This is a genomic window from Microbulbifer sp. A4B17, from assembly GCF_003076275.1.
Classification (GTDB): Bacteria; Pseudomonadota; Gammaproteobacteria; order Pseudomonadales; family Cellvibrionaceae; genus Microbulbifer.
On the sequence record NZ_CP029064.1, the window covers coordinates 269,809 to 289,758 of the forward strand.

Annotated in this window: 14 protein-coding genes; 12 read left to right on the plus strand and 2 right to left on the minus strand. The window is 52.8% G+C overall.

The window, feature by feature from the left end; genetic code table 11:
• Positions 1–6 precede the first annotated feature (6 nt).
• Complete coding sequence (locus tag BTJ40_RS01300) at positions 7–486, plus strand: chemotaxis protein CheW (RefSeq protein WP_108731425.1); 480 nt, start codon at positions 7–9, stop codon at positions 484–486.
• A gap of 63 nt (positions 487–549) precedes the next feature.
• Here BTJ40_RS01300 and BTJ40_RS01305 read toward each other — a convergent pair whose 3' ends face one another.
• Positions 550–3,210, minus strand: coding sequence for a penicillin-binding protein 1A (locus BTJ40_RS01305; protein ID WP_108731426.1), 2,661 nt, complete (start codon positions 3,208–3,210; stop codon positions 550–552).
• Positions 3,211–3,358: 148 nt separating this feature from the next.
• Between BTJ40_RS01305 and BTJ40_RS01310 the strand changes: the two genes are divergently transcribed.
• The 11 genes from BTJ40_RS01310 to BTJ40_RS01360 all read left to right on the plus strand — a co-directional run bounded on the left by BTJ40_RS01310 (position 3,359) and on the right by BTJ40_RS01360 (position 19,012).
• On the plus strand, positions 3,359–4,435 hold the full coding sequence (locus BTJ40_RS01310; protein ID WP_108731427.1) for a pilus assembly protein PilM: 1,077 nt from the start codon (positions 3,359–3,361) through the stop codon (positions 4,433–4,435).
• Position 4,436: 1 nt separating this feature from the next.
• Positions 4,437–5,012 carry a PilN domain-containing protein gene (locus BTJ40_RS01315; RefSeq protein ID WP_108731428.1) on the plus strand — a complete coding sequence of 192 codons (576 nt, stop codon included), beginning with the start codon at positions 4,437–4,439 and terminating at the stop codon, positions 5,010–5,012.
• 12 nt (positions 5,013–5,024) lie between these two features.
• Positions 5,025–5,642, plus strand: a complete 618-nt coding sequence (locus BTJ40_RS01320; RefSeq protein ID WP_108731429.1) for a type 4a pilus biogenesis protein PilO — start codon at positions 5,025–5,027, stop codon at positions 5,640–5,642.
• Positions 5,639–6,169 carry a pilus assembly protein PilP gene (locus BTJ40_RS01325; RefSeq protein WP_108731430.1) on the plus strand — a complete coding sequence of 177 codons (531 nt, stop codon included), beginning with the start codon at positions 5,639–5,641 and terminating at the stop codon, positions 6,167–6,169. Before BTJ40_RS01320 ends, BTJ40_RS01325 begins: the two co-directional genes overlap by 4 nt.
• Positions 6,169–8,346, plus strand: coding sequence for a type IV pilus secretin PilQ (pilQ, locus tag BTJ40_RS01330; protein WP_108731431.1), 2,178 nt, complete (start codon positions 6,169–6,171; stop codon positions 8,344–8,346). The genes BTJ40_RS01325 and pilQ overlap by 1 nt, the downstream gene beginning before the upstream one ends.
• On the plus strand, positions 8,346–8,867 hold the full coding sequence (gene aroK, locus BTJ40_RS01335) for a shikimate kinase AroK (RefSeq protein WP_108735122.1): 522 nt from the start codon (positions 8,346–8,348) through the stop codon (positions 8,865–8,867). Before pilQ ends, aroK begins: the two co-directional genes overlap by 1 nt.
• A gap of 67 nt (positions 8,868–8,934) precedes the next feature.
• A complete protein-coding gene (aroB, locus tag BTJ40_RS01340; protein WP_108731432.1) occupies positions 8,935–10,020 on the plus strand; it encodes a 3-dehydroquinate synthase in 1,086 nt (361 codons plus the stop codon).
• Positions 10,021–10,361: 341 nt separating this feature from the next.
• Positions 10,362–14,810 (plus strand): glutamate synthase large subunit, encoded by a 4,449-nt coding sequence (gltB, locus tag BTJ40_RS01345; RefSeq protein ID WP_108731433.1) that lies wholly within the window; start codon positions 10,362–10,364, stop codon positions 14,808–14,810.
• Positions 14,811–14,830: 20 nt separating this feature from the next.
• Positions 14,831–16,249 carry an FAD-dependent oxidoreductase gene (locus BTJ40_RS01350; RefSeq protein WP_108731434.1) on the plus strand — a complete coding sequence of 473 codons (1,419 nt, stop codon included), beginning with the start codon at positions 14,831–14,833 and terminating at the stop codon, positions 16,247–16,249.
• 160 nt (positions 16,250–16,409) lie between these two features.
• Positions 16,410–17,489 (plus strand): uroporphyrinogen decarboxylase, encoded by a 1,080-nt coding sequence (gene hemE / locus BTJ40_RS01355; RefSeq protein ID WP_108731435.1) that lies wholly within the window; start codon positions 16,410–16,412, stop codon positions 17,487–17,489.
• 170 nt (positions 17,490–17,659) lie between these two features.
• Positions 17,660–19,012, plus strand: coding sequence for an HD-GYP domain-containing protein (locus tag BTJ40_RS01360; RefSeq protein ID WP_108731436.1), 1,353 nt, complete (start codon positions 17,660–17,662; stop codon positions 19,010–19,012).
• 53 nt (positions 19,013–19,065) lie between these two features.
• Here the strand turns inward: BTJ40_RS01360 and asd are convergent, their stop codons facing one another.
• Complete coding sequence (gene asd, locus BTJ40_RS01365) at positions 19,066–19,929, minus strand: archaetidylserine decarboxylase (RefSeq protein WP_108731437.1); 864 nt, start codon at positions 19,927–19,929, stop codon at positions 19,066–19,068.
• Positions 19,930–19,950 lie beyond the last annotated feature (21 nt).

Genomic DNA, 19,950 nt, shown 5'->3' on the forward strand with positions numbered 1-19,950 from the left:
TAGGCAATGAGTGAAGTTGAAGCGCTGCCCGTAGACGTTCCCCAGGAAGTGAGCAGCCTGTTGTTGCCCCTGGACCGGGGGCAACTGCTGGTACCGGTGGACAGCCTCTCTGAGGTTGTTGCAATGCAGACGCCAATGGCAGTTCAAGATGTACCTGAGTGGTATTTAGGCGATTTGATCTGGAGGGAACAGCGCCTGCCAGTAATATCCTTCGAGGTGATGCGTGGCGGTACCCTTGGAGTGGTTGCAGAGGAAGGGCGCATTGCAGTACTTAGTACCGGAAACCCCGATGGTGATTTGCCATATTTTGCACTGTTCCTGCATGGTACACCACGCCTGGTGCGAGTGACCCCGGAGGAACTGGCACTGCGCGAGCAACCACTGAGCCCGGGAGAGCTGATGCATGTGGCGCTGTCCGGTGAGGAAGCGGTTATTCCAGACCTGCAGGGCTTGGAACGTGCCTGCCTGCGCTATCGCAGCAGCTAAGTTGCCCTGCTGATTTATCATTAAAAAAGGGGCCACAGGCCCCTTTTTTAATGAGCTGTTCGCTTAGAACAGCTCTTCCGGTAAAGAATTTTCTCGGCCATCCTGGCTGGGCATATCCCTGTCTTCATCGGTGTAGCGATTGCGGTATGGGTTATACACCTCGCGGCCGGGGACCCGGTTGGTTCTGAAAATCTCAAACATACCTCCGTAGGAGGTGCGCAAGCCATTTTGAGGGTTGATACGCACCGTGACTATGTCATCCGGCTGTGCCAGATGGCGCTCCGGGAGCCCCTCCAGTGCACTGGTCATAAAATCAATCCAGATAGGCAGGGCGGCTGAGCCACCGTATTCATTTTTGCCCAGCTCACCGTAGGAGTCGAAGCCAACCCAGGCACTGGTAGCCAGGTAGGGGCTATATCCCGAGAACCAGGCATCCCGGGGACCATTGGTTGTTCCTGTCTTACCGGCAATATCACCGCGTTTCATCGCCAGAGCGCGGCGTCCAGTGCCCTTCTTGATAACATCCTTGAGCATTGAGTCCATTATATATGCTGTTTCTGCCGACATGGCTCGTGGTGCGCGAGGGCGAGCCTGGCTTTTATTCGGGTCGAGGGGGCCTACAGGGAGTACGTGCAGCTCTGCTGGTTCCTCACCCTGATCGACACTTTGCCCTTCCAGTTGTAACTCTGCGAGATCGACTGGCTCGCTGGACAGGGATTCAGAGCCGGTGCCCGGCTCAGGACAGTTATCACATACCGTTAGAGGCAGTGCCTGATATAGGACTTCACCATTAACATCCAATACTCGATCAACCAGGTAGGGCTCCACGCGGTAGCCACCATTGGCGAAGGCAGCGTAGCCTCGCACCATCTCCAAGGGCGTGAGAGCGGAGCTACCCAGAGCGATAGTCAGGTTGCGGGCGAGCTTGCTGCGCTCAAAACCAAACCCCTCGACAAAGCCCAGGGCGTAGTCCAGTCCTAGGGATTGCAGCAACCGAATTGAAACCATATTACGTGACTTGTACAAAGCCATACGCAGGCGGGTTGGGCCTAAGAAGGTACCCCCGTCATTTTCAGGCCGCCATACATCTTGCAGGTTGGTTTCTTCAAAGATTATCGGGGCGTCATTGATGATGCTTGCCGCTGTATATCCGCGCTCGATTGCCGAGGCATAAATAAAGGGTTTAAAACTGGAGCCCGGCTGCCGCGCTGCTTGCGTGGCGCGGTTGAAGTGGCTCTGGCGGAAGTCGTAACCGCCGACAAGGGCACGGATAGCACCATCTTCGGGCTCAATAGACACGAGGGCGCCCTGTGCTTCCGGGACCTGGGCGAGAACCCACTCCTCGGTCACCTGGGGTTCAGCAGACTCGATGTCACCGCCTTCGGGGTCAGCAAATGGATCGGCCTGAAGGGGCTCATCTACAGCGGTGGCGATCATTTCGCTACTGGAGTTGCTCTCTTTCTTTTCCTTAACTACCTTGCGCAGTCGAATAACATCTCCGGGAGCAAACATTTTCTCAGCGGACTGAAGGCGTGCGCCCCGGGCACTCTCAGAAATATAGGGCCTGATAGAGCTGAGCCCATTGCTCCAAGGCAGTTCAATTACGCGTCGATCCCTCAGTTGAACCTGAAGCTTCTTGGGCTCTACTGCGGTTACAACGCCGGGTTCCAGGCCGCCAAGAATCGGAATCTCGTTGAGTAAATCGATAAGTTGGTCGCTATCTTGCAGTAACTCCGGGGCCAGGCGCTGCTCTGGGCCGCGATAGCCGTGGCGGGCGTCGTAGGTTTCCAGGCCGTGCTGTAGAGCGTTGCGTGCAGACTCCTGCAGGCGACTGTCTACTGTTGTTATGACCTGATAGCCATCGGTATAGGCGTTATCGCCGAAGAGATCGACAGCTTCTTTGCGCGCCATCTCGGCAATATAAGGTGCATCCAGGTCGAGGTCGCGGCTGTGATAGCTGGCTGTTACCGGCGCGGTGATTGACTGGTTGTATTGATCCTGGTTGATATAGCCAAGATCGAGCATCCGCATCAGAATCCAGTTTCGTCGAACCAGGGCCCGGGAAGGATTAGCCAGTGGATTGAACGTCGATGGCGCTTTGGGTAGTCCCGCCATCATGGCCCACTGGGCCAGGTTCAGGTCCTTGATATCTTTGCCGTAATAGACCTGTGCGGCAGCCTGGAAGCCATATGCGCGGTTTCCGAGGAAGATCTTATTGATGTATAGGGCGAGGATCTCGTCCTTGGTCAGCTCCTGCTCGATTTGCAGGGATAGCAAAATTTCATTGAACTTGCGCACAAAACGCTGTTCCCGGCTGAGAAAGAAGTTGCGCGCCACCTGCATTGTCAGTGTACTACCACCTGACTGGATAGAGCCGGTTTTAATCAGCTGCGAGGCCGCCCGCATCAAGCCTTTGATGGAGACACCATTGTGTGAGTAAAAACTTGCATCCTCAGCGGCGAGAATCGCTTTGATAAAGGGTTCTGGCGTTTGCTCGATCGTGATAGGGTTGCGCCGCTTTTCACCGAACTCACCGATCAGTTTCATATCCCGTGAGTAGACCCTCAAGGGGGTCTGTAAGCGGATATCGCGTAGGCTTTCCACCGAGGGCAGCCCCGGTTTGAGGTAGAGATAGATGCTGGCCAGGGCCATTGCTGTAGCGGCCACACCGGCAAGGCCGAGCCAAAGCAGTGCGAGCAGACGATTGCGGGCTTTTACGGTCATGAAACTGCTTCTGTGTACTTCATCAAAGAGATTAGGTGAATAATTATACGAATATTGTGCGCTATTACCTATGCAAATGCAGGTTGAAGCGTTAATTTAAAGTGCTATAACATCAAACCCTCATAACCCACGGAAAAGATAAGAAAAAATGGGAATTTTCCCTTTTCTGAGCAAAGGCCCCAAGGCCATGTTGGGACTCGATATTAGCTCTACTGCAGTCAAGTTGCTGGAGCTAAGTCGCAACGGCGATAAATATCGTGTCGAAAGTTACGCCGTGGAACCTCTCCCCCCCAATGCCGTAGTTGATAAGAATATCAACGATGTGGGGGCGACGGCTGAGGCTATCCGCAAAGTTGTACGACGCTCCAAGACCCGTCTGCGGGAAGTCGCAGTTGCAGTGTCTGGTTCGGCTGTGATCACCAAGACTCTCGAAATGCCGGCGGATCTCAGTGATGATGCTTTAGAAGCCCAGATTGCAATCGAAGCCGATCAGTATATTCCCTATCCGTTGGAAGAGGTCAGCCTGGATTTTGAAGTGCAGGGACCTTCTGAAAAGGGGGAGGGCCAGATGGAAGTGTTGCTCGCAGCTTGCCGCACCGAAAATATTGAGCAGCGCATCTCTGCGCTGGGTGAGGCTGAGCTGGAGCCCGGTGTTGTGGATGTTGAAGCGTACGCCATTGAGCGAGCTTACACTCTGCTGGAAGACCAGCTTCCCCCGCAGGAACAATTAGTCGTTGCCGTTATTGATGTCGGGGCAACAATGAGTGCCCTGTCTGTCCTTGTGGATGGCAAAACGGTTTATACCCGTGAACAGCTTTTTGGCGGACGTCAGCTTACCGATGAAATACAGCGTCGCTATGGACTTTCAGCGGAAGAGGCTGCGTTGGCAAAACGCCAGGGGGGCAGCGGTCTGCCGGATGACTATTTTGCTGAAGTGCTGGAACCCTTCCGTGATGCTGTTGTGCAACAGGTAACCCGCTCCTTGCAGTTTTTTTACTCCTCTACATCATATAGTGACGTAGATCATATTCTTCTTGGCGGTGGAGTCGCGGCTATGGAAGGAATTGGGGAGCTGATTAGCGAGAAGCTGGGTCGCCCGACATTAGTTGCTAATCCATTCCAGAAAATGAGCGTCTCTTCACGGGTGAATCGTCAGGCGCTATCAAGTGAAGCCCCTTCACTAATGATTGCCGCTGGCTTGGCGATGAGGGAGAAGGACTACTGATATGGCAAAGATTAACCTTCTGCCTTGGCGCCAAGAGTACCGTGCGCAGAAACAAAAAGAATTTCAACAGATTATTGTTATCGTTATTCTTGTTGTTGTGGGTGCCGTTTTTGGCTGGGTAAAAACTGTTGATAAGCAAATCCTTGATCAGAAGAGTAGGAATCAAGTTCTAACAACCAGGATCAAAAAGTTAGATATTCAGGTAAGAGAAATTAAGGAGCTGAAGAAGCGCCGGCAGGAATTAATCGATCGTATGAGGGTAATTCAGGAATTGCAAGGCAACAGGCCTCTCGCTGTACGTTACTTTGATGAGCTTGTACAGGCTACTCCAGAAGGCCTGTGGCTTAATTCAATTGAACGTAAAGGAAATAAGTTGTCCCTTTCCGGTGTGGCAGAGTCAAACAATCGAGTTTCCTCTTTTATGAGAAACCTGGATCAGTCTGACTGGTATGAGTATCCCGCTTTAGCTGGCGTTACTGCCAGCCCAAGGTTTGGTGAACAGGCTAGTGCTTTCCAGCTCACTGTGAATGTCACAGGCAGAAAGCAGGATGACGACCAGGATGCTGTAAAGAAATAAGGGGCAGGGATCATGGCACTGGCAGATACGCTAAAGCAGATAAATGAACTCGATATCAGTGATATCGAGTTTTCCCGAATGGGAATTTGGCCCCTACCTGGGCGTATAGCATTGTTAGCTATTCTTTCAGCGATCATTATTGGGGGCGGCTATTACTTTTTTATCAGTGATCGTTATAGGCAGTTGGAACTTGCCGAAGGTAAGGAGCAGCAACTTTTTAAGCAATTTGAAGCAAAACAGGAACAGGCTCGAAATCTAGATGCCTACAAGGCTCAATTAGAGGAGATGAACGAGACCTTTGGTGCATTGCTTAAACAGCTCCCTAAAGATACGGAAGTGCCAGGCTTACTTGAAGATATTGATGAGTACGGCAGAGGTAGCGGTTTGACGATAAATGATATTGACTTGCAGAAAGAACGAGTTGGTGAATTTTATGTCGAGCTGCCGATAAGAATATTTGTTAAGGGCGGCTACCATGAGTTTGGTGCATTTATTAGTGGTATTGCAGGTATGCCCCGAATAGTCACTTTACACGATTTTAAAATAGCCAATGACGGGGACGGTGGCTTACTGAAAATGACCATCAATGCCAAGACTTATCGCTATAAAGATCAGGGTGAAGAGGGATGATAAAATACCTCTCTGTTATTGTTGTCTTGCTATCCATTGCAGGGTGTGGTGCAAGTTCAGATCACAATGACTTACTCAAGCGCATGGCTGAAGTAGAACGTCGGCCCAAGGGGCAAATTGAGCCTATTCCAACATTTATGCCTTATAGTCCATACGTATACAGTGCAGCAGCACAGCGAAGCCCATTTACACGCCCTGTGCTTGAGTCAGAGCAGCGGATTGTTGGGCGTAGACTTGATGTTGCTCCAGATTTAACTCGACAGCGGGAGCTGTTAGAGGGGGTTAGCATCGATGCATTATCCATGGTTGGTAGTTTGTCACGAGATGGCCAGATTTGGGCTTTGATTAACGATGGTTCTGGTGGGATTCATCGTATAACTATTGGTAATTACCTCGGAAAAAATCATGGCAGAGTGGTAAACGCCACTAATGCGCAACTCGATATTTTAGAAATTGTACCGGATGGCACTGGAGGCTGGATTGAGCGGCCACGGTCACTGGCGTTGGAAGAGAGGGACAACAGATAATGAACAATAAACAGTTCGCCTTTTATATGGCTCGATTCCAACTATTAATTCTTGGTTTGTTGTTATTTCCATTATCTTCCAGTGCTCAGCTAAATCAGCTGGATGATATCCAGTTTGCTGAGCTCCCAGGTAGCAGAGTCCAGCTGCGATTAACGTTCAGTGATACTCCCCCCGAGCCAACGGGTTACACGATAGAGCAGCCGGCCCGAATTGTGCTGGATTTTGCTGGCGTAGAGAGCAGGCTTCCGCAAAAGAAGTACTCTCTGGGTATAGGTGTTGCACGAAGTGCAGTTATTGTTTCTAGTGAAGATAGAACTCGCCTTATCGTTAACCTGGACCAACTCCCGGTTTATTCCAGCGAGCGGCAAGGTAATCAGCTGTTGATAGAAATTGGCGCTGAGTCTTCTGAGAATGAAGTTGTGGCTGTTAGTCCAGCTCCCCACGACAGTGGGTTAAATCTTGGAGGCGATAAGCAGTTTCATGCGTCAGGGAAAGCAGCAGTCAATAACGTTGATTTTCGTCGAGGTGAGGAGGGCGAAGGTAAAGTTATTGTTAGCCTGACAGATCCTGCGGTGAATATTGATGTTGAGCGCACAAGCGGGAAAATCTACTTAACTTTCCTCGGAGTTGAACTTCCTGAGACTTTACGGCAGAGATTGGATGTAACAGATTTTGCCACCCCCGTAAGTTCAATTACTGTCGATTATGACGGGCGCAATACTGTTATTTCAGTTGATCCCACTGGCACTGATTATGACTATTTGGCCTATCAGGCTGATACAGAATATGTTTTGAGTGTTAAACCTCTCTCTGCTCAGGAAATTCGGGAAAAAGAAAAAGAGTTTCAGTTCGATGGAAAGAAACTGTCATTAAATTTCCAGGATATCGAAGTTCGTTCAGTTTTACAGGTAATAGCAGACTTTACCGACCTGAACTTAGTGGCGAGTGATACTGTTCAAGGTCGTATTACGTTACGATTGGACGGAGTTCCTTGGGATCAGGCGCTGGCACTTATCTTAAAGGCAAAAGGTCTAGATAAGCGTCAGGAGGGCAGTGTTATTATGGTCGCTCCAGCGGCTGAAATTGCCGAACGTGAACGTCAGGAGTTGGAAACCCGTAAACAACTAGAAGAGCTTGCACCTCTCAGAACAGAGTACATCAGTGTGCGTTACGCTGATGCTGGAGAATTATTTGAACTTTTCTCTGGTAAGCAGAATAGCGGTTCCAGCCAAGGAGGTTTTGCCGGGGGTAACAACAGTGGATCTTCAAACAATCCAACTATGCTGTCTTCCCGTGGAAGTGCGATTGTTGATGAGCGAACCAATACCATTATCCTTACAGATACTGAAGAGAAAATTGCCCAGTTTAGAGAACTAATAGAAGTCATTGATATCCCTATTCGCCAAGTTATGATTGAGGCGCGAATCGTTACTGCCACTAGTGACTTTCAGCGTGAGCTTGGTGTGCAGTGGGACTTTGTTGATGGCTCTGAAATCAATGACAATACTTTTGGAATTGGCTCTGGCTCCAACAACCTGGAAGACGGAACCAGTCTTAGCGACCTGAATACTGAGTTTGACCCAATGCTGGTAGATCTTGGAGTAAGTAACCCAGCGGGTAGTCTTGCTTATGCCATTTTGAAAGAAAACTTCTTCCTCGGTTTGGAGCTATCTGCTTTGGAAGATAGTGGGTTGGCTGAGGTTGTTTCTCAGCCCAAGGTGGTTACTGGGGATAAACAGGAAGCTAATATCCAGTCTGGTGTCGAAGTCCCATACCAAGAGACAACTTCATCTGGTGCAGCATCGATTACTTTCCGTGAAGCAGTATTACAGTTAAATGTGACCCCACAAATTACACCAGACAACAATATTATTATGTCTCTGAATATTGAGCAGAATAGTATTGGGGAGTACGTCAGTGTAGGTGAAGGTGAAGTTCCCTCCATCAATATCAACACATTGGCGACCAAGGTATTGGTTCGCAACGGTGAAACTATTGTCCTTGGTGGAATTTTTGAAGGCACGGTTGTGGAAAGTGAAACAAAGGTGCCTTTACTGGGTGATATCCCCTATGTGGGCAACTTGTTTAAAAAGACTATACGCACGGACGATAAACGTGAGATCCTGATGTTTATCACGCCGCGTATTCTTGAAGATGAGGCTTTTTACTCTAAGTGATCACCCGCTCTATTTTCCTGGTCGGCCCCATGGGGGCCGGCAAGTCTACTATCGGCAGGTTGTTGGCAGCTCAATTGCAGCTGCCTTTTGCCGATACCGACAAAGTGCTGGAAGAGCGCACTGGTGCGGATATTCCCTGGATTTTTGATGTGGAAGGCGAAGCCGGATTTCGCCGCCGAGAGAGTGAAATATTGGAAGAGCTCTGCCAGGGTGAGTGCCAGGTTATCGGTACTGGTGGCGGAATAGTTTTGCTCGAGGAGAATCGACGCCAGCTACAAAAATATGGCCATGTAGTTTATTTGCAGGCCAATATCGATCAGCTTCTGGAGCGCACTTCAAAGAATACCAATCGCCCGTTGCTTCGTGTACCCAACCCCCGTCAGCGTATTGCGGAAATTTTGCAGGAACGCGAGCCTCTGTATCGTGAGGTTGCAGATATTATTTGCGACACCAATGACCTCTCCCCCAAACAAGCATCCTTCCTGGTCGCAGAACACTTAGGCAGCCTGCTGTCCGATTAGTCCCAAGCGTCTGTGCTAAAGTGCGTCTCACTTCTGTTGAGATAAGCACTAGGGGATAGAGAGCAGTATGCAAAGCCTAAACGTAGAACTCGGCGAGCGTAGTTATCCGATAATTATTGGTTCAGGTTTGCTCGGTGACCCGCAATATATTCTCCCTTACATCAAAGGCCGGCAAGTTTGCATTGTAACCAATGAAACTATTGCTCCTCTCTATTTGGCAACATTATTGGAAGGGCTAAAAGGGCTCGATAAAGTGGATGTTGTCGAGCTTCCCGATGGTGAAGCTTTCAAATCACTCGACACAGTGAATCGAATTTTTGATGTGCTGCTGGAAAAGCGTCACAACCGCACTACGACACTAATCGCGTTGGGCGGTGGTGTCGTTGGAGATATGTGCGGTTTTGCCGCAGCCTCTTACCAGCGTGGGGTTAACTTTATTCAGGTACCGACTACCCTGCTGTCTTTGGTTGACTCCTCTGTTGGGGGAAAGACCGGCGTTAACCACCCTCTTGGTAAAAATATGATTGGCGCCTTCCACCAGCCCCGGCTTGTCCTTGCGGATACCGATACCCTTGCCACATTGCCCGCACGTGAATTTTCCGCAGGCCTCGCTGAGGTCATTAAATACGGATTGATCTGTGACAGTTTATTCTTCGAATGGATCGAGGAGAATTTACAAAAGTTATTGGCGCGGGAGCCCGATGCACTGGCTTACGCCATTCAGCGCTGCTGTGCCGACAAGGCGGATGTTGTTGCCAGTGATGAGCGCGAGAGTGGTCGTAGGGCGATACTGAATCTTGGCCATACCTTCGGCCACGCTATTGAGGCAGTGCAGGGGTATGGCAGTTGGTTACATGGTGAGGCCGTTGCCGCCGGCATGGTTATGGCGCTGGAGTTATCCAGATTGCGCGGGGATATCGATGCGGAGCTGGTGGAACGGTTACGAGAGATGCTAGAGGCGGCTGATTTGCCGCAGCAGGCACCAAAAGATATGACAACAGATGAATTCCTCCAAGTAATGCAGGTGGATAAGAAGGTGCTGGATGGAAAATTGCGTTTGGTACTCCTAAAGGCGCTGGGAGAAGCAATTATTGTCGATGATACCCCCAGAAAAATGATTATAAATGCACTGAAAAACTGTGGTGCTGAGTGATAACCCTGCTCTTATTGTCTTAAAAATAGGATTGGGTACCAGAAAGATCATTTACTAGAAGATAAGTTTGGTTTTATTTAATTTGACAGACTAATACACTGCTAAAAGTTGAAAATGTAGTGTTGGGCAAGTAATATTGCGCCCCCCCGAAAGGAAAGGCGGGGCAAAAAACCGCCAATAACAACAAAAAAAGCCCCACAAGAGGGCTTTTTTTATCTCGGGATATTTTTCCAAGGGACCGCAGGAGAGCGTAGCGCGAAGCTTAAAGTGACATTCGCCCATAACAGGCACTTCTTTTTTAAGCGCCAGTGGTCCCCCAATCGATAGCGACGAGGAATTCTATGGGTAGCAGTCTGTATCAGTTGGATGAGTTTAAGGACAACTGCGGTTTTGGTCTGATCGCTCATTTGCACGGTGTGGCAAGTCACAAGTTGGTGCAGACGGCCATTGAATCCCTCACTTGCATGACCCACCGGGGCGGTATTGCCGCCGATGGTAAAACCGGTGATGGTTGCGGTCTTTTGCTGCAAAAGCCGGATACTTTCCTCCGCGCAGAAGCCAAGACCCTGTTTGCTGCTGAGCTGACAGCAATCTACGCAGTGGGATCAATCATGCTCCCACTGGATCAAGCCGAAGCCGATAAAGCCCGCAAAATTCTCGAAACTGAGTTGGAAGCTCAGGGCCTAAAGACAGTCGGCTGGCGCACCGTACCGACCAACCCGGAATGCCTGGGCCCCATTGCCAGGGATTGCCTGCCGCACTTTGAGCAGTTGCTGATCAACAATGCGGACGAGCCCCTCGGCGAGGCGAAATTCAATGCCCGCCTCTATGTAGCCCGTCGCAAAGCCGAGTTGCGCTTAAGTAGCGAAGTTTACATCGCCAGCCTTTCAACCAGTGTCCTCTCCTACAAAGGCTTGATGATTCCGGCTGATCTGCCCAAGTTTTTCCCAGAACTGGCCGACCCGCGCCTGGAAACCGCAATCTGTGTTTTCCACCAGCGCTTCTCTACCAACACCATGCCCCGCTGGCCCCTGGCTCAGCCATTCCGCTTGCTGGCGCACAATGGTGAGATCAACACTATTACCGGCAACCGCAACTGGTCTGTTGCCCGCACCAGTAAATTTGCCACTGACCTGATTCCAGAGCTGAATGAGCTGGTGCCCCTGGTTAACCGTGAGGGTTCCGACTCCTCCAGCCTGGACAACATGCTGGAGATGCTATTGGCGGGCGGAATGGAGCTGCACCGGGCCGTGCGCATGCTAGTGCCGCCGGCCTGGCAAAATGTAGAAGGAATGGATGCGGATCTGCGCGCCTTTTACGAATATATCTCCATGCATATGGAGCCCTGGGATGGGCCGGCTGGGCTGGTGATGACGGACGGCCGCTATGCGGTATGTACCCTGGACCGCAACGGCCTGCGCCCCTCCCGCTGGGTGATTACCAAGGATGACCTGATCACTGTGGCATCCGAAGTTGGCGTGTACGACTATGCCCCTGAAGATGTTGTGGCTAAGGGCCGCCTTGGACCGGGGCAGATGCTGTCGGTGGATACCCAGGAGGGCAAGCTCTACCACACCGCTGACATCGATAATATGCTCAAGCGGGCACAGCCCTATAAGCGTTGGCTCAAGGATAAAGCACGCCGTATCCGCTCTACTCTGGTCACTGCGCCGGTGGACAACAACTTCTCCCACCAGCAATTCAAAGTCTACCAAAAGCTGTTCAGCTCCTCCCTGGAAGAGCGCGATAAAGTCGTCCGGCCCATGGCTGAGGCGGGCCAGGAAGCGGTCGGTTCAATGGGCGATGATACGCCGATGGCGGTTTTGTCCCGCTACAATCGCTCGCTCTACGACTACTTTCGCCAGCAGTTTGCCCAGGTAACCAACCCGCCAATTGACCCCCTGCGGGAAACTGTGGTGATGTCTCTGGAAACCTGCCTGGGTCGAGAGAAATCAGTATTTGAGGAAACTCCGGAGCACGCGGACCGGGTAATCCTGTCTTCGCCAGTACTTTCCCATATGAAGTACACGGCACTGTTATCCCTTGATCGCCCGGGCTTCGAAGCGGAGATCTTCGACCTGAACTACGACCCCACTGAATTGGATCTCAAGTCGGCGATTGAACAGCTCTGCGCCAAAGTTGAGGCCTCGGTGCGGGCGGGGGCTGTGATTGTAGTGCTATCCGATCGCGATATTCGCGAGGAGCACTTGCCAATCGATGCACTCCTGGCGACGGGTGCGGTGCACCACCACCTGGTACATGCGGGCTTGCGCTGTGATTCCAATGTTGTGGTGGATACCGCCAGCGCCCGCGATGCGCATCAGTTGGCCTGTTTGGTCGGTGTCGGTGCCACCGCAGTACACCCGTATTTCTCCTACAGCATTATCAATCACCTGATCGATACCGGTGAATTGCTGCTGGACGCCGCTGAGGCGCAGAAAAATTACCGTAACGGCATTATCAAGGGCCTGTTAAAGATCCTATCCAAGATGGGTATTTCCACCGTTGCCTCTTATCGCGGCGCACTGCTGTTCGAGCTGGTGGGTATTTCCAGGGATGTTGTGGACCTGTGTTTCCCCGGAGCACCCACTCGCATTGAAGGTGCCGGCTTCCCCGAGCTGCAAGCCGATATGGCGGCCCGTGCCGATATCGCCTGGAAAGCCCGCAAACCGGTTTCCCCCGGCGGTCTGCATAAGTTTGTTTACGGCCAGGAGTATCACGCTTTTAACCCGGATGTGGTGACTACCCTGCGGCGCGCTGCCAGCACCGGTGACTATGCTGCGTGGCGGGACTATGCGGAGCTGGTTAACCAGCGCCCGGTGGCGACATTGCGGGATATGCTGGACTTCAAGGAGAACATCGAACCGGTAGCTCTGGAAGACGTGGAGCCGGCAGAGCAGATTTTGCGTCGCTTTGATACAGCGGCCATGTCTCTGGGGGCCCTGTCCCCCGAAGCCCATGAGTCTCTGGCCCAAGCGATGAATCGCCTGGGTGGGCGTTCAAACAGTGGCGAGGGCGGTGAAGATCCAGCCCGTTTTGGTACTGATAAAGTCTCCAAGATTAAGCAAATTGCCTCCGGTCGTTTTGGCGTAACACCGCACTACCTGGTAAATGCGGAGGTATTACAGATCAAGGTAGCCCAGGGCGCCAAGCCCGGTGAAGGCGGCCAGTTGCCCGGTGGCAAGGTTAACGAACTGATCGCGCGGCTGCGCTATTCGGTGCCCGGCGTGACCCTGATTTCCCCGCCGCCTCATCACGATATCTATTCCATCGAGGATTTGGCGCAGCTGATCTATGACCTCAAACAGGTCAATCCCGATGCCTTGGTCTCGGTAAAACTGGTATCGCGGCCCGGGGTTGGCACCATTGCTGCGGGTGTTGCCAAAGCCTATGCGGATTTGATCACCATCTCCGGCTACGACGGCGGCACAGCGGCGAGCCCAATCACCTCGATTCGCTATGCCGGGTCGCCTTGGGAGCTGGGATTGGCTGAAACCCACCAGACCCTGCGTGCCAATGATCTGCGCGGTAAGGTTCGGGTACAAACCGATGGCGGTCTGAAAACCGGCCTCGATGTGATCAAGGCGGCAATTCTCGGTGCTGAAAGCTTTGGCTTTGGTACGGCACCCATGGTGGCGATCGGCTGTAAGTATCTGCGCATCTGTCACCTGAATAACTGTGCCACCGGTATCGCCACCCAGAAGAAAGACCTGCGTGACGAGCACTATATCGGCACCGCAGAAATGGCGATGAATTTCTTCCGTTTTGTCGCCGAGGAGACCCGCGAGTGGATGGCGCGTCTGGGAGTGCGGACCCTGGAGGATCTGGTGGGGCGTGTGGACTTGCTGCGCGTGCTGGATGGCGAAACTGACAAGCAGAGGAAGCTGGATCTCGCGCCTCTGTTGCATACGGATGAGCTGTTGGACAGCAAGCCGCAAACCTGTCAGTCCGCGACGAATGATCCCTGGGATAAGGGCGAACTGGCGGAGCGGATGGTGGCGGATATCCTGCCAACTATCGAAGGCTTTAAAGGTGGCGAGTTCAGCTACGACGTGACCAACTGTGACCGATCCTTAGGTGCGCGCCTGTCTGGTGAGATCGCCAAGCGCTACGGTAACCAGGGTATGGTTGAAGCTCCGGTGAAACTGCGCCTCAAAGGGGTCGCCGGCCAGTCATTCGGTGTGTGGAATGCCGGTGGTTTGGATATGTATCTGGATGGCGATGCCAACGACTATGTGGGCAAAGGTATGGCTGGCGGCAAGCTGGTTATACGACCGCCGCAAGGCAGCTCATTCGCCTCCCAGGAAACCAGTATTGTCGGCAATACCTGTCTCTACGGTGCCACGGGCGGCAAGTTATTTGCGGCGGGCTGTGCCGGTGAGCGCTTCGCCGTGCGCAACTCCGGTGCCTTTGCGGTCGTGGAAGGGGCGGGAGATCACTGCTGTGAATATATGACCGGGGGTATGGTCGCGGTTCTCGGGCGCACCGGATTTAACTTCGGCGCCGGTATGACCGGTGGCTTTGCCTATGTCCTGGATATGGAGCGGGATTTCTTTGATCGCTGCAACCATGAGTTGATCGAGCTGCGCCGAATCAGCAGCGAAATTCTCGAGCCACACCAGAGTCACCTGCGCGAAGTTATCGAGGAGTATGCGGCGGAGACCCAGAGCGCCTGGGGCGCCGAGTTGTTGGATAACTTCGATGATTACTTGAGCCGTTTCTGGCTGGTTAAACCAAAGGCGGCGAGCCTTGCAGATCTTCTTTCCGACGTGCGCAAGCGCGGCGAATAAAGGCGGGGTGGAGAAACAGTATGAAAGACAGACTGAACAACGACTTCCAGTTTATCGACGTAAGTCGCATCGATCCGCCGAAGAAGGACATCATCACCCGCACCGGCGAGTTTGTTGAAATTTATGAGCCTTTCAGTGAGCGACAGGTGGCCAGCCAGGCACACCGCTGTCTGGATTGTGGCAACCCCTATTGCGAATGGAAGTGCCCGGTACACAACTACATTCCCAACTGGTTGAAGCTGATCAGCGAAGGCAATGTTATTGAGGCAGCCGAACTCTGCCACGAAACCAATACTCTGCCGGAAGTCTGTGGCCGGGTGTGCCCCCAGGACCGCCTCTGTGAGGGCGCCTGTACCCTCAATGATGGCTTTGGTGCGGTCACCATCGGCAATGCGGAAAAGTACATTACTGATACAGCCTTCGCCCTGGGTTGGCGCCCGGACTTAAGCCATGTTGAGAAAACGGGTAAACGAGTAGCGGTGATTGGTGCCGGCCCGGCGGGGCTGGGCTGCGCTGATATTTTGGTACGCAACGGCGTGCAACCGGTGGTGTTCGACAAGCACCCGGAAATTGGCGGCCTGATTACTTTTGGTATTCCCGAGTTCAAGCTGGAAAAGTCGGTAATGCAGCAGCGCCGGGAAGTGTTTACTGAGATGGGCGTTGAGTTCTGTCTCAATACTGAGGTGGGTAAGGACATCAGTTTTGAGCAGCTGCTCAATGACTACGATGCTGTCTTTATGGGGATGGGTACTTACAACTACATGAGAGGTGGCTTCCCCGGTGAAGATCTGCCCGGTGTTCACGATGCTTTGCCATTCCTGATTGCCAACGTAAATCGCAATATGGGCTGGGAGCGGGATGCTTCCGAATTTGTTTCGGTTGAGGGCAAGCGCGTGGTGGTTCTCGGTGGTGGTGATACCGCCATGGACTGTAACCGCAGCTCGATTCGACTGGGCGCTAAAAGCGTCACCTGCGCCTACCGCCGCGATGAGGAAAATATGCCCGGCTCACGTCGGGAAGTGGCTAATGCCAAGGAAGAGGGCGTACAGTTCCTGTTCAATCGCCAGCCCGTTGAGATCGTTGGAGATGGCAAGGTGGCCGGGGTTAAAGTGGTCACTACGGAGCTCGGTGAGCCCGATGAAAATGGTCGCCGCCGCCCTCAGGTGGTACCCGGTTCTGAAGAAATTATCCCAGCGGATATTGTTCTGGTGGCCTTTGGATTCCGTCCCAGCCCGGCGGAGTGGTTTCCGCAGCACAATATTGAAGTTGCCGACTGGGGTGGTGTTATCGCTCCAGAAAAACAAAAATACAAATTTCAGACCTCCAATGAGAAGGTATTTGCCGGCGGCGATATGGTGCGCGGCTCGGACCTGGTAGTGACCGCTATCTGGGAAGGGCGCCAGGCAGGTGAGGGTATTCTCGATTACCTGGATATTTAATCGTTTCCGATTTGCAGTGGGGGCACTGTCCCTCACTGCCCAATTATCCCGTGCACATTTGTGCCAGTCCCAATAGGCACCTCGCAATATCTTTGCCACCCTGTGTATAGCGGCCAAGCCCCTGTACAATGCCCGTTTTTTTAGCCCGCTCGGTGTGCCTATGTCTGATACCAAACCGTCCGAATTGAAAAACGACCGCTTTCTTCGCGCCCTGCTGCGCCAGCCAGTGGATCGAACGCCTGTGTGGATGATGCGACAGGCGGGGCGCTACCTGCCAGAATATCGAGCCAGCCGCGCCGAAGCCGGCAGCTTTATGGATCTGTGCCGCAATACCGAGCTGGCCTGTGAGGTAACGCTGCAACCCTTGGAGCGCTACCCGCTGGATGCCGCCATTCTGTTTTCCGACATCCTGACTATTCCCGATGCCATGGGCCTGGGCCTCTACTTCTCTGAGGGAGAGGGCCCCAAGTTCCACAAGCCCCTGCGCACAGCGGCCGATATCGAAGCCCTGGAAGTGGTGAACAGCGAAAAGGATTTGGACTATGTGATGAATGCCGTGTCCACCATCCGCCGCGAGTTGAATGGTCGCGTGCCGCTTATCGGCTTCTCCGGCAGCCCATGGACGTTGGCGACTTATATGGTTGAAGGCGGCTCCAGCAAGGATTTTGCCCGCTGTAAGGAAATGCTCTACAACCGCCCTGAGCTGATGCACCAGTTACTCACGGTGCTGGCCGACTCTGTTACCGATTACCTGAACGCCCAGATTCGCGCTGGTGCCCAGGCCGTACAGATCTTTGATACCTGGGGCGGGGCACTCAGCCACAGTGCTTACCGTGAATTCTCCCTGAAATATATGCAGAGAATTCTCCAGGGGCTGATTAAAGAAGTCGACGGTCGTCGAGTGCCGGCCATCCTGTTCACTAAGGGAGGCGGTCAGTGGTTGGAAGCAATGGCTGATACTGGCGCTGACGCCCTGGGCTTGGATTGGACGACAGACATTGGCAGCGCCCGCGCCCGAGTGGGAGACAAGGTGGCCCTGCAAGGCAACTTGGATCCAGCTGTTCTCTACGCGAGTCCCGAACGAATTCGCACAGAAGTGGCGGCTGTTTTGAAGTCTTTTGGTCAGGGTAGTGGCCACGTTTTCAATTTAGGTCACGGAATTACCCCGAAGGTAGACCCCAAACATGCCGGAGCCATGATTGAAGCTGTGGTAGAACTGTCAGCCCAATATCACGCCTAAACTGGCCACTGATCTCTGAGTCTGTGAATACAGTCTCACTTTGGGCGGGTGAACCTTAATATCTCTCCATGATATAAAGGTGAGCTTGCCCAGAGGACCGAGGATCTTACGCCACGGGGTCTTTCAGGGCAGCGTTTTAGCGTTAACTACAGTTGTCGGCACCTTCCCCAGTGGCAATCGAACAAGCAAAAATTTCTGTCGGTGATTTACAGCGCGGCATGTTCGTCTCCAAGCTTGACCGGCCTTGGACACGAACCCCATTTGCGCTGCAGGGTTTTTATATCCGCGATTTGGAAGAAATCCGCCAGCTACAGAAATACTGCCGGTTTGTTTATGTCGATGTCCACAAAACTGTCGGTAGTGCCGGTGTTACCCTGCGCCGATTGCTCGGAGGCAGCGACACTTCCGCAAGGGGTCGTTCTTCTGGCCGCACAGCGGTCACTATCCCTTGTAAGCCTGTCACTGTTTCCCATAAAAAATACCCCCCTCCGCAGCCGGCGCAGCGAGAAGCCAGTAATGCGCGTAAGCTTCACGGCCAGATCCTCTATGGTATGAGTGAAGTGATGGGGTTTGTCGCTAACAACAGGCCCATACCGGTACAGCAGGTCAACCAAGTCGTTGAGGATTTAGTAGAAAGTGTGCTGCGCAGTCCCGATGCGTTTGCCTGGCTGGCTCGTGTACGAGATAAGGATGAGCACACCTACAGTCACTCGGTACGTGCCAGTATTTGGGCGGTGCTATTCGGCCGCCATATCGGTCTTTCACGCAGTGATTTACTAAAGCTCGGGGTGGCTACTCTGCTGAAGGATGTAGGCAAGCTGGCTATCGACGGGGAAGTGCTGCAGATGAAGCAGCGCGATCCGCGCAGTGAATTGGAGTATCGAAAGTTTGTGCAGCACAGCGTCAAGATGCTGTCGGCAGACCCACAAATAGATCCGAAGGTTATCGAAGTCATTAGTGCCCACTGCGAGCGCCACGATGGTAGTGGCTACCCTGAGGGCTTGCGCGGTGACAGGATTTCAGTGTTGGCGCGCATGTGCGGAATAGTGACTTTCTATGATGAAGCCACTAACCCAAGAGGTTCCAGTGAGCCGGTAGCGCCATCCCGGGCAGTTGCCAAGTTGTATGACCTGCGGGGTATCGCCTACCAGGAACAGTTGGTAGTGGAGTTCATTCAGGCTATTGGTCTCTATCCCACGGGTACTCAGGTAGAGTTGTCCACCGGAGAAGTCGGCGTGGTCGTGGAACAGACCTACGACCGGCGCTTGCGACCAAAGGTAATGATCGTTCTCGATGGGCAAAAACAAACGCTCAGCAAGCCTCGCCTGTGTGACTTAGCTGAAGTTGAGGATCGAGAGCAGAAGCTTATCGAGCGTGGCAAGATGAGTGTCGAGGAAAAGATCAGTATCCTCAGGGATATAGAACCCGGAGCTTACCCCCAGGTGGATGCGGCGAATATTCGCGACAATTATTTATTCCGCGGTGGCCGATTGGGGCAGCTGCTGACGCGCCTGACAAAGTAAACGCTCTCTTTTTCAGAGGCGGCAGTGAAAACTGCCGCTGTCCCTTACTAATATCAGTCCTTGCCGGATAATAAATTACCGAAATGCTCACCCATGCGCACGGGCGACTCGGCTTCAAGCTGGTCGAGCCAGCTCACCTGGTCTGCGCCAAATAGCATAATGACGGTAGAGCCCAGCTTAAAGCGTCCCATCTCCTCACCTTTCTCCAAGTGGATGGGTGCCTTATCCATATAATCCGTGCTGATAACCTTGCGCTGGATAGGAGCGACTTGTCCGGCCCAAACGGTTTCGATACCGGCAACAATCATCGCACCCACCAGGATCATTGCCATAGGGCCCGCTTCCGTATCGAATACGCAGACCAGACGCTCATTGCGCGCGAACAGGCGCGGCACATTTTCTGCCGTTACTGTATTTACAGAGAAAAGCTGCCCGGGCACATAGGTCATGCTGCGCAGGGTGCCGGCCATGGGCATATGCACACGGTGATAGTCCTTCGGTGACAGATACACAGTGGCAAAATGTCCGTCATTAAATTGTGCTGCTACCTTGGGATCACCGCCCACCAGTTCCACCAAGCTGTAGTCGTGACCTTTAGCCTGGAAAATACGGCCGTTATGGATCTGGCCCAGCTGGCTGATGGCGCCGTCGGCAGGGCTGGCGAGGGTGTGTTGCCCTTCGATAATGGGGCGGGCTCCGTCTACCAGCTCGCGGGTGAAGAATTCATTGAAGGTGCGGTAGGCAGTGCAGTCGCTCTCTTTGGCCTCCTGCATATCCACGCCGTACTTCTCAACAAACCAGCGGGTGAAAGGATCTTTGATCCACTTGAGTTCTGTATTCGCCAACCAGCCGGCAGCGCGGGAGAGCGCGTGTTGCGGCGTTAGGTATTGCAGGGCGGCAAAAAGTTTAGGGTTCATAAATCTACGTCTTTTCTCAAT

Excerpts from the sequence above, each read along its gene's own strand:
- BTJ40_RS01300 (WP_108731425.1), top strand. The coding sequence starts at position 7 with ATGAGTGAAGTTGAAGCGCTGCCCGTAGACGTTCCCCAGGAAGTGAGC.
- BTJ40_RS01305 (WP_108731426.1), bottom strand. The coding sequence starts at position 3,210 with ATGACCGTAAAAGCCCGCAATCGTCTGCTCGCACTGCTTTGGCTCGGC.
- BTJ40_RS01310 (WP_108731427.1), top strand. The coding sequence starts at position 3,359 with ATGGGAATTTTCCCTTTTCTGAGCAAAGGCCCCAAGGCCATGTTGGGA.
- BTJ40_RS01315 (WP_108731428.1), top strand. The coding sequence starts at position 4,437 with ATGGCAAAGATTAACCTTCTGCCTTGGCGCCAAGAGTACCGTGCGCAG.
- BTJ40_RS01320 (WP_108731429.1), top strand. The coding sequence starts at position 5,025 with ATGGCACTGGCAGATACGCTAAAGCAGATAAATGAACTCGATATCAGT.
- BTJ40_RS01325 (WP_108731430.1), top strand. The coding sequence starts at position 5,639 with ATGATAAAATACCTCTCTGTTATTGTTGTCTTGCTATCCATTGCAGGG.
- pilQ (WP_108731431.1), top strand. The coding sequence starts at position 6,169 with ATGAACAATAAACAGTTCGCCTTTTATATGGCTCGATTCCAACTATTA.
- aroB (WP_108731432.1), top strand. The coding sequence starts at position 8,935 with ATGCAAAGCCTAAACGTAGAACTCGGCGAGCGTAGTTATCCGATAATT.
- gltB (WP_108731433.1), top strand. The coding sequence starts at position 10,362 with ATGGGTAGCAGTCTGTATCAGTTGGATGAGTTTAAGGACAACTGCGGT.
- BTJ40_RS01350 (WP_108731434.1), top strand. The coding sequence starts at position 14,831 with ATGAAAGACAGACTGAACAACGACTTCCAGTTTATCGACGTAAGTCGC.
- hemE (WP_108731435.1), top strand. The coding sequence starts at position 16,410 with ATGTCTGATACCAAACCGTCCGAATTGAAAAACGACCGCTTTCTTCGC.
- asd (WP_108731437.1), bottom strand. The coding sequence starts at position 19,929 with ATGAACCCTAAACTTTTTGCCGCCCTGCAATACCTAACGCCGCAACAC.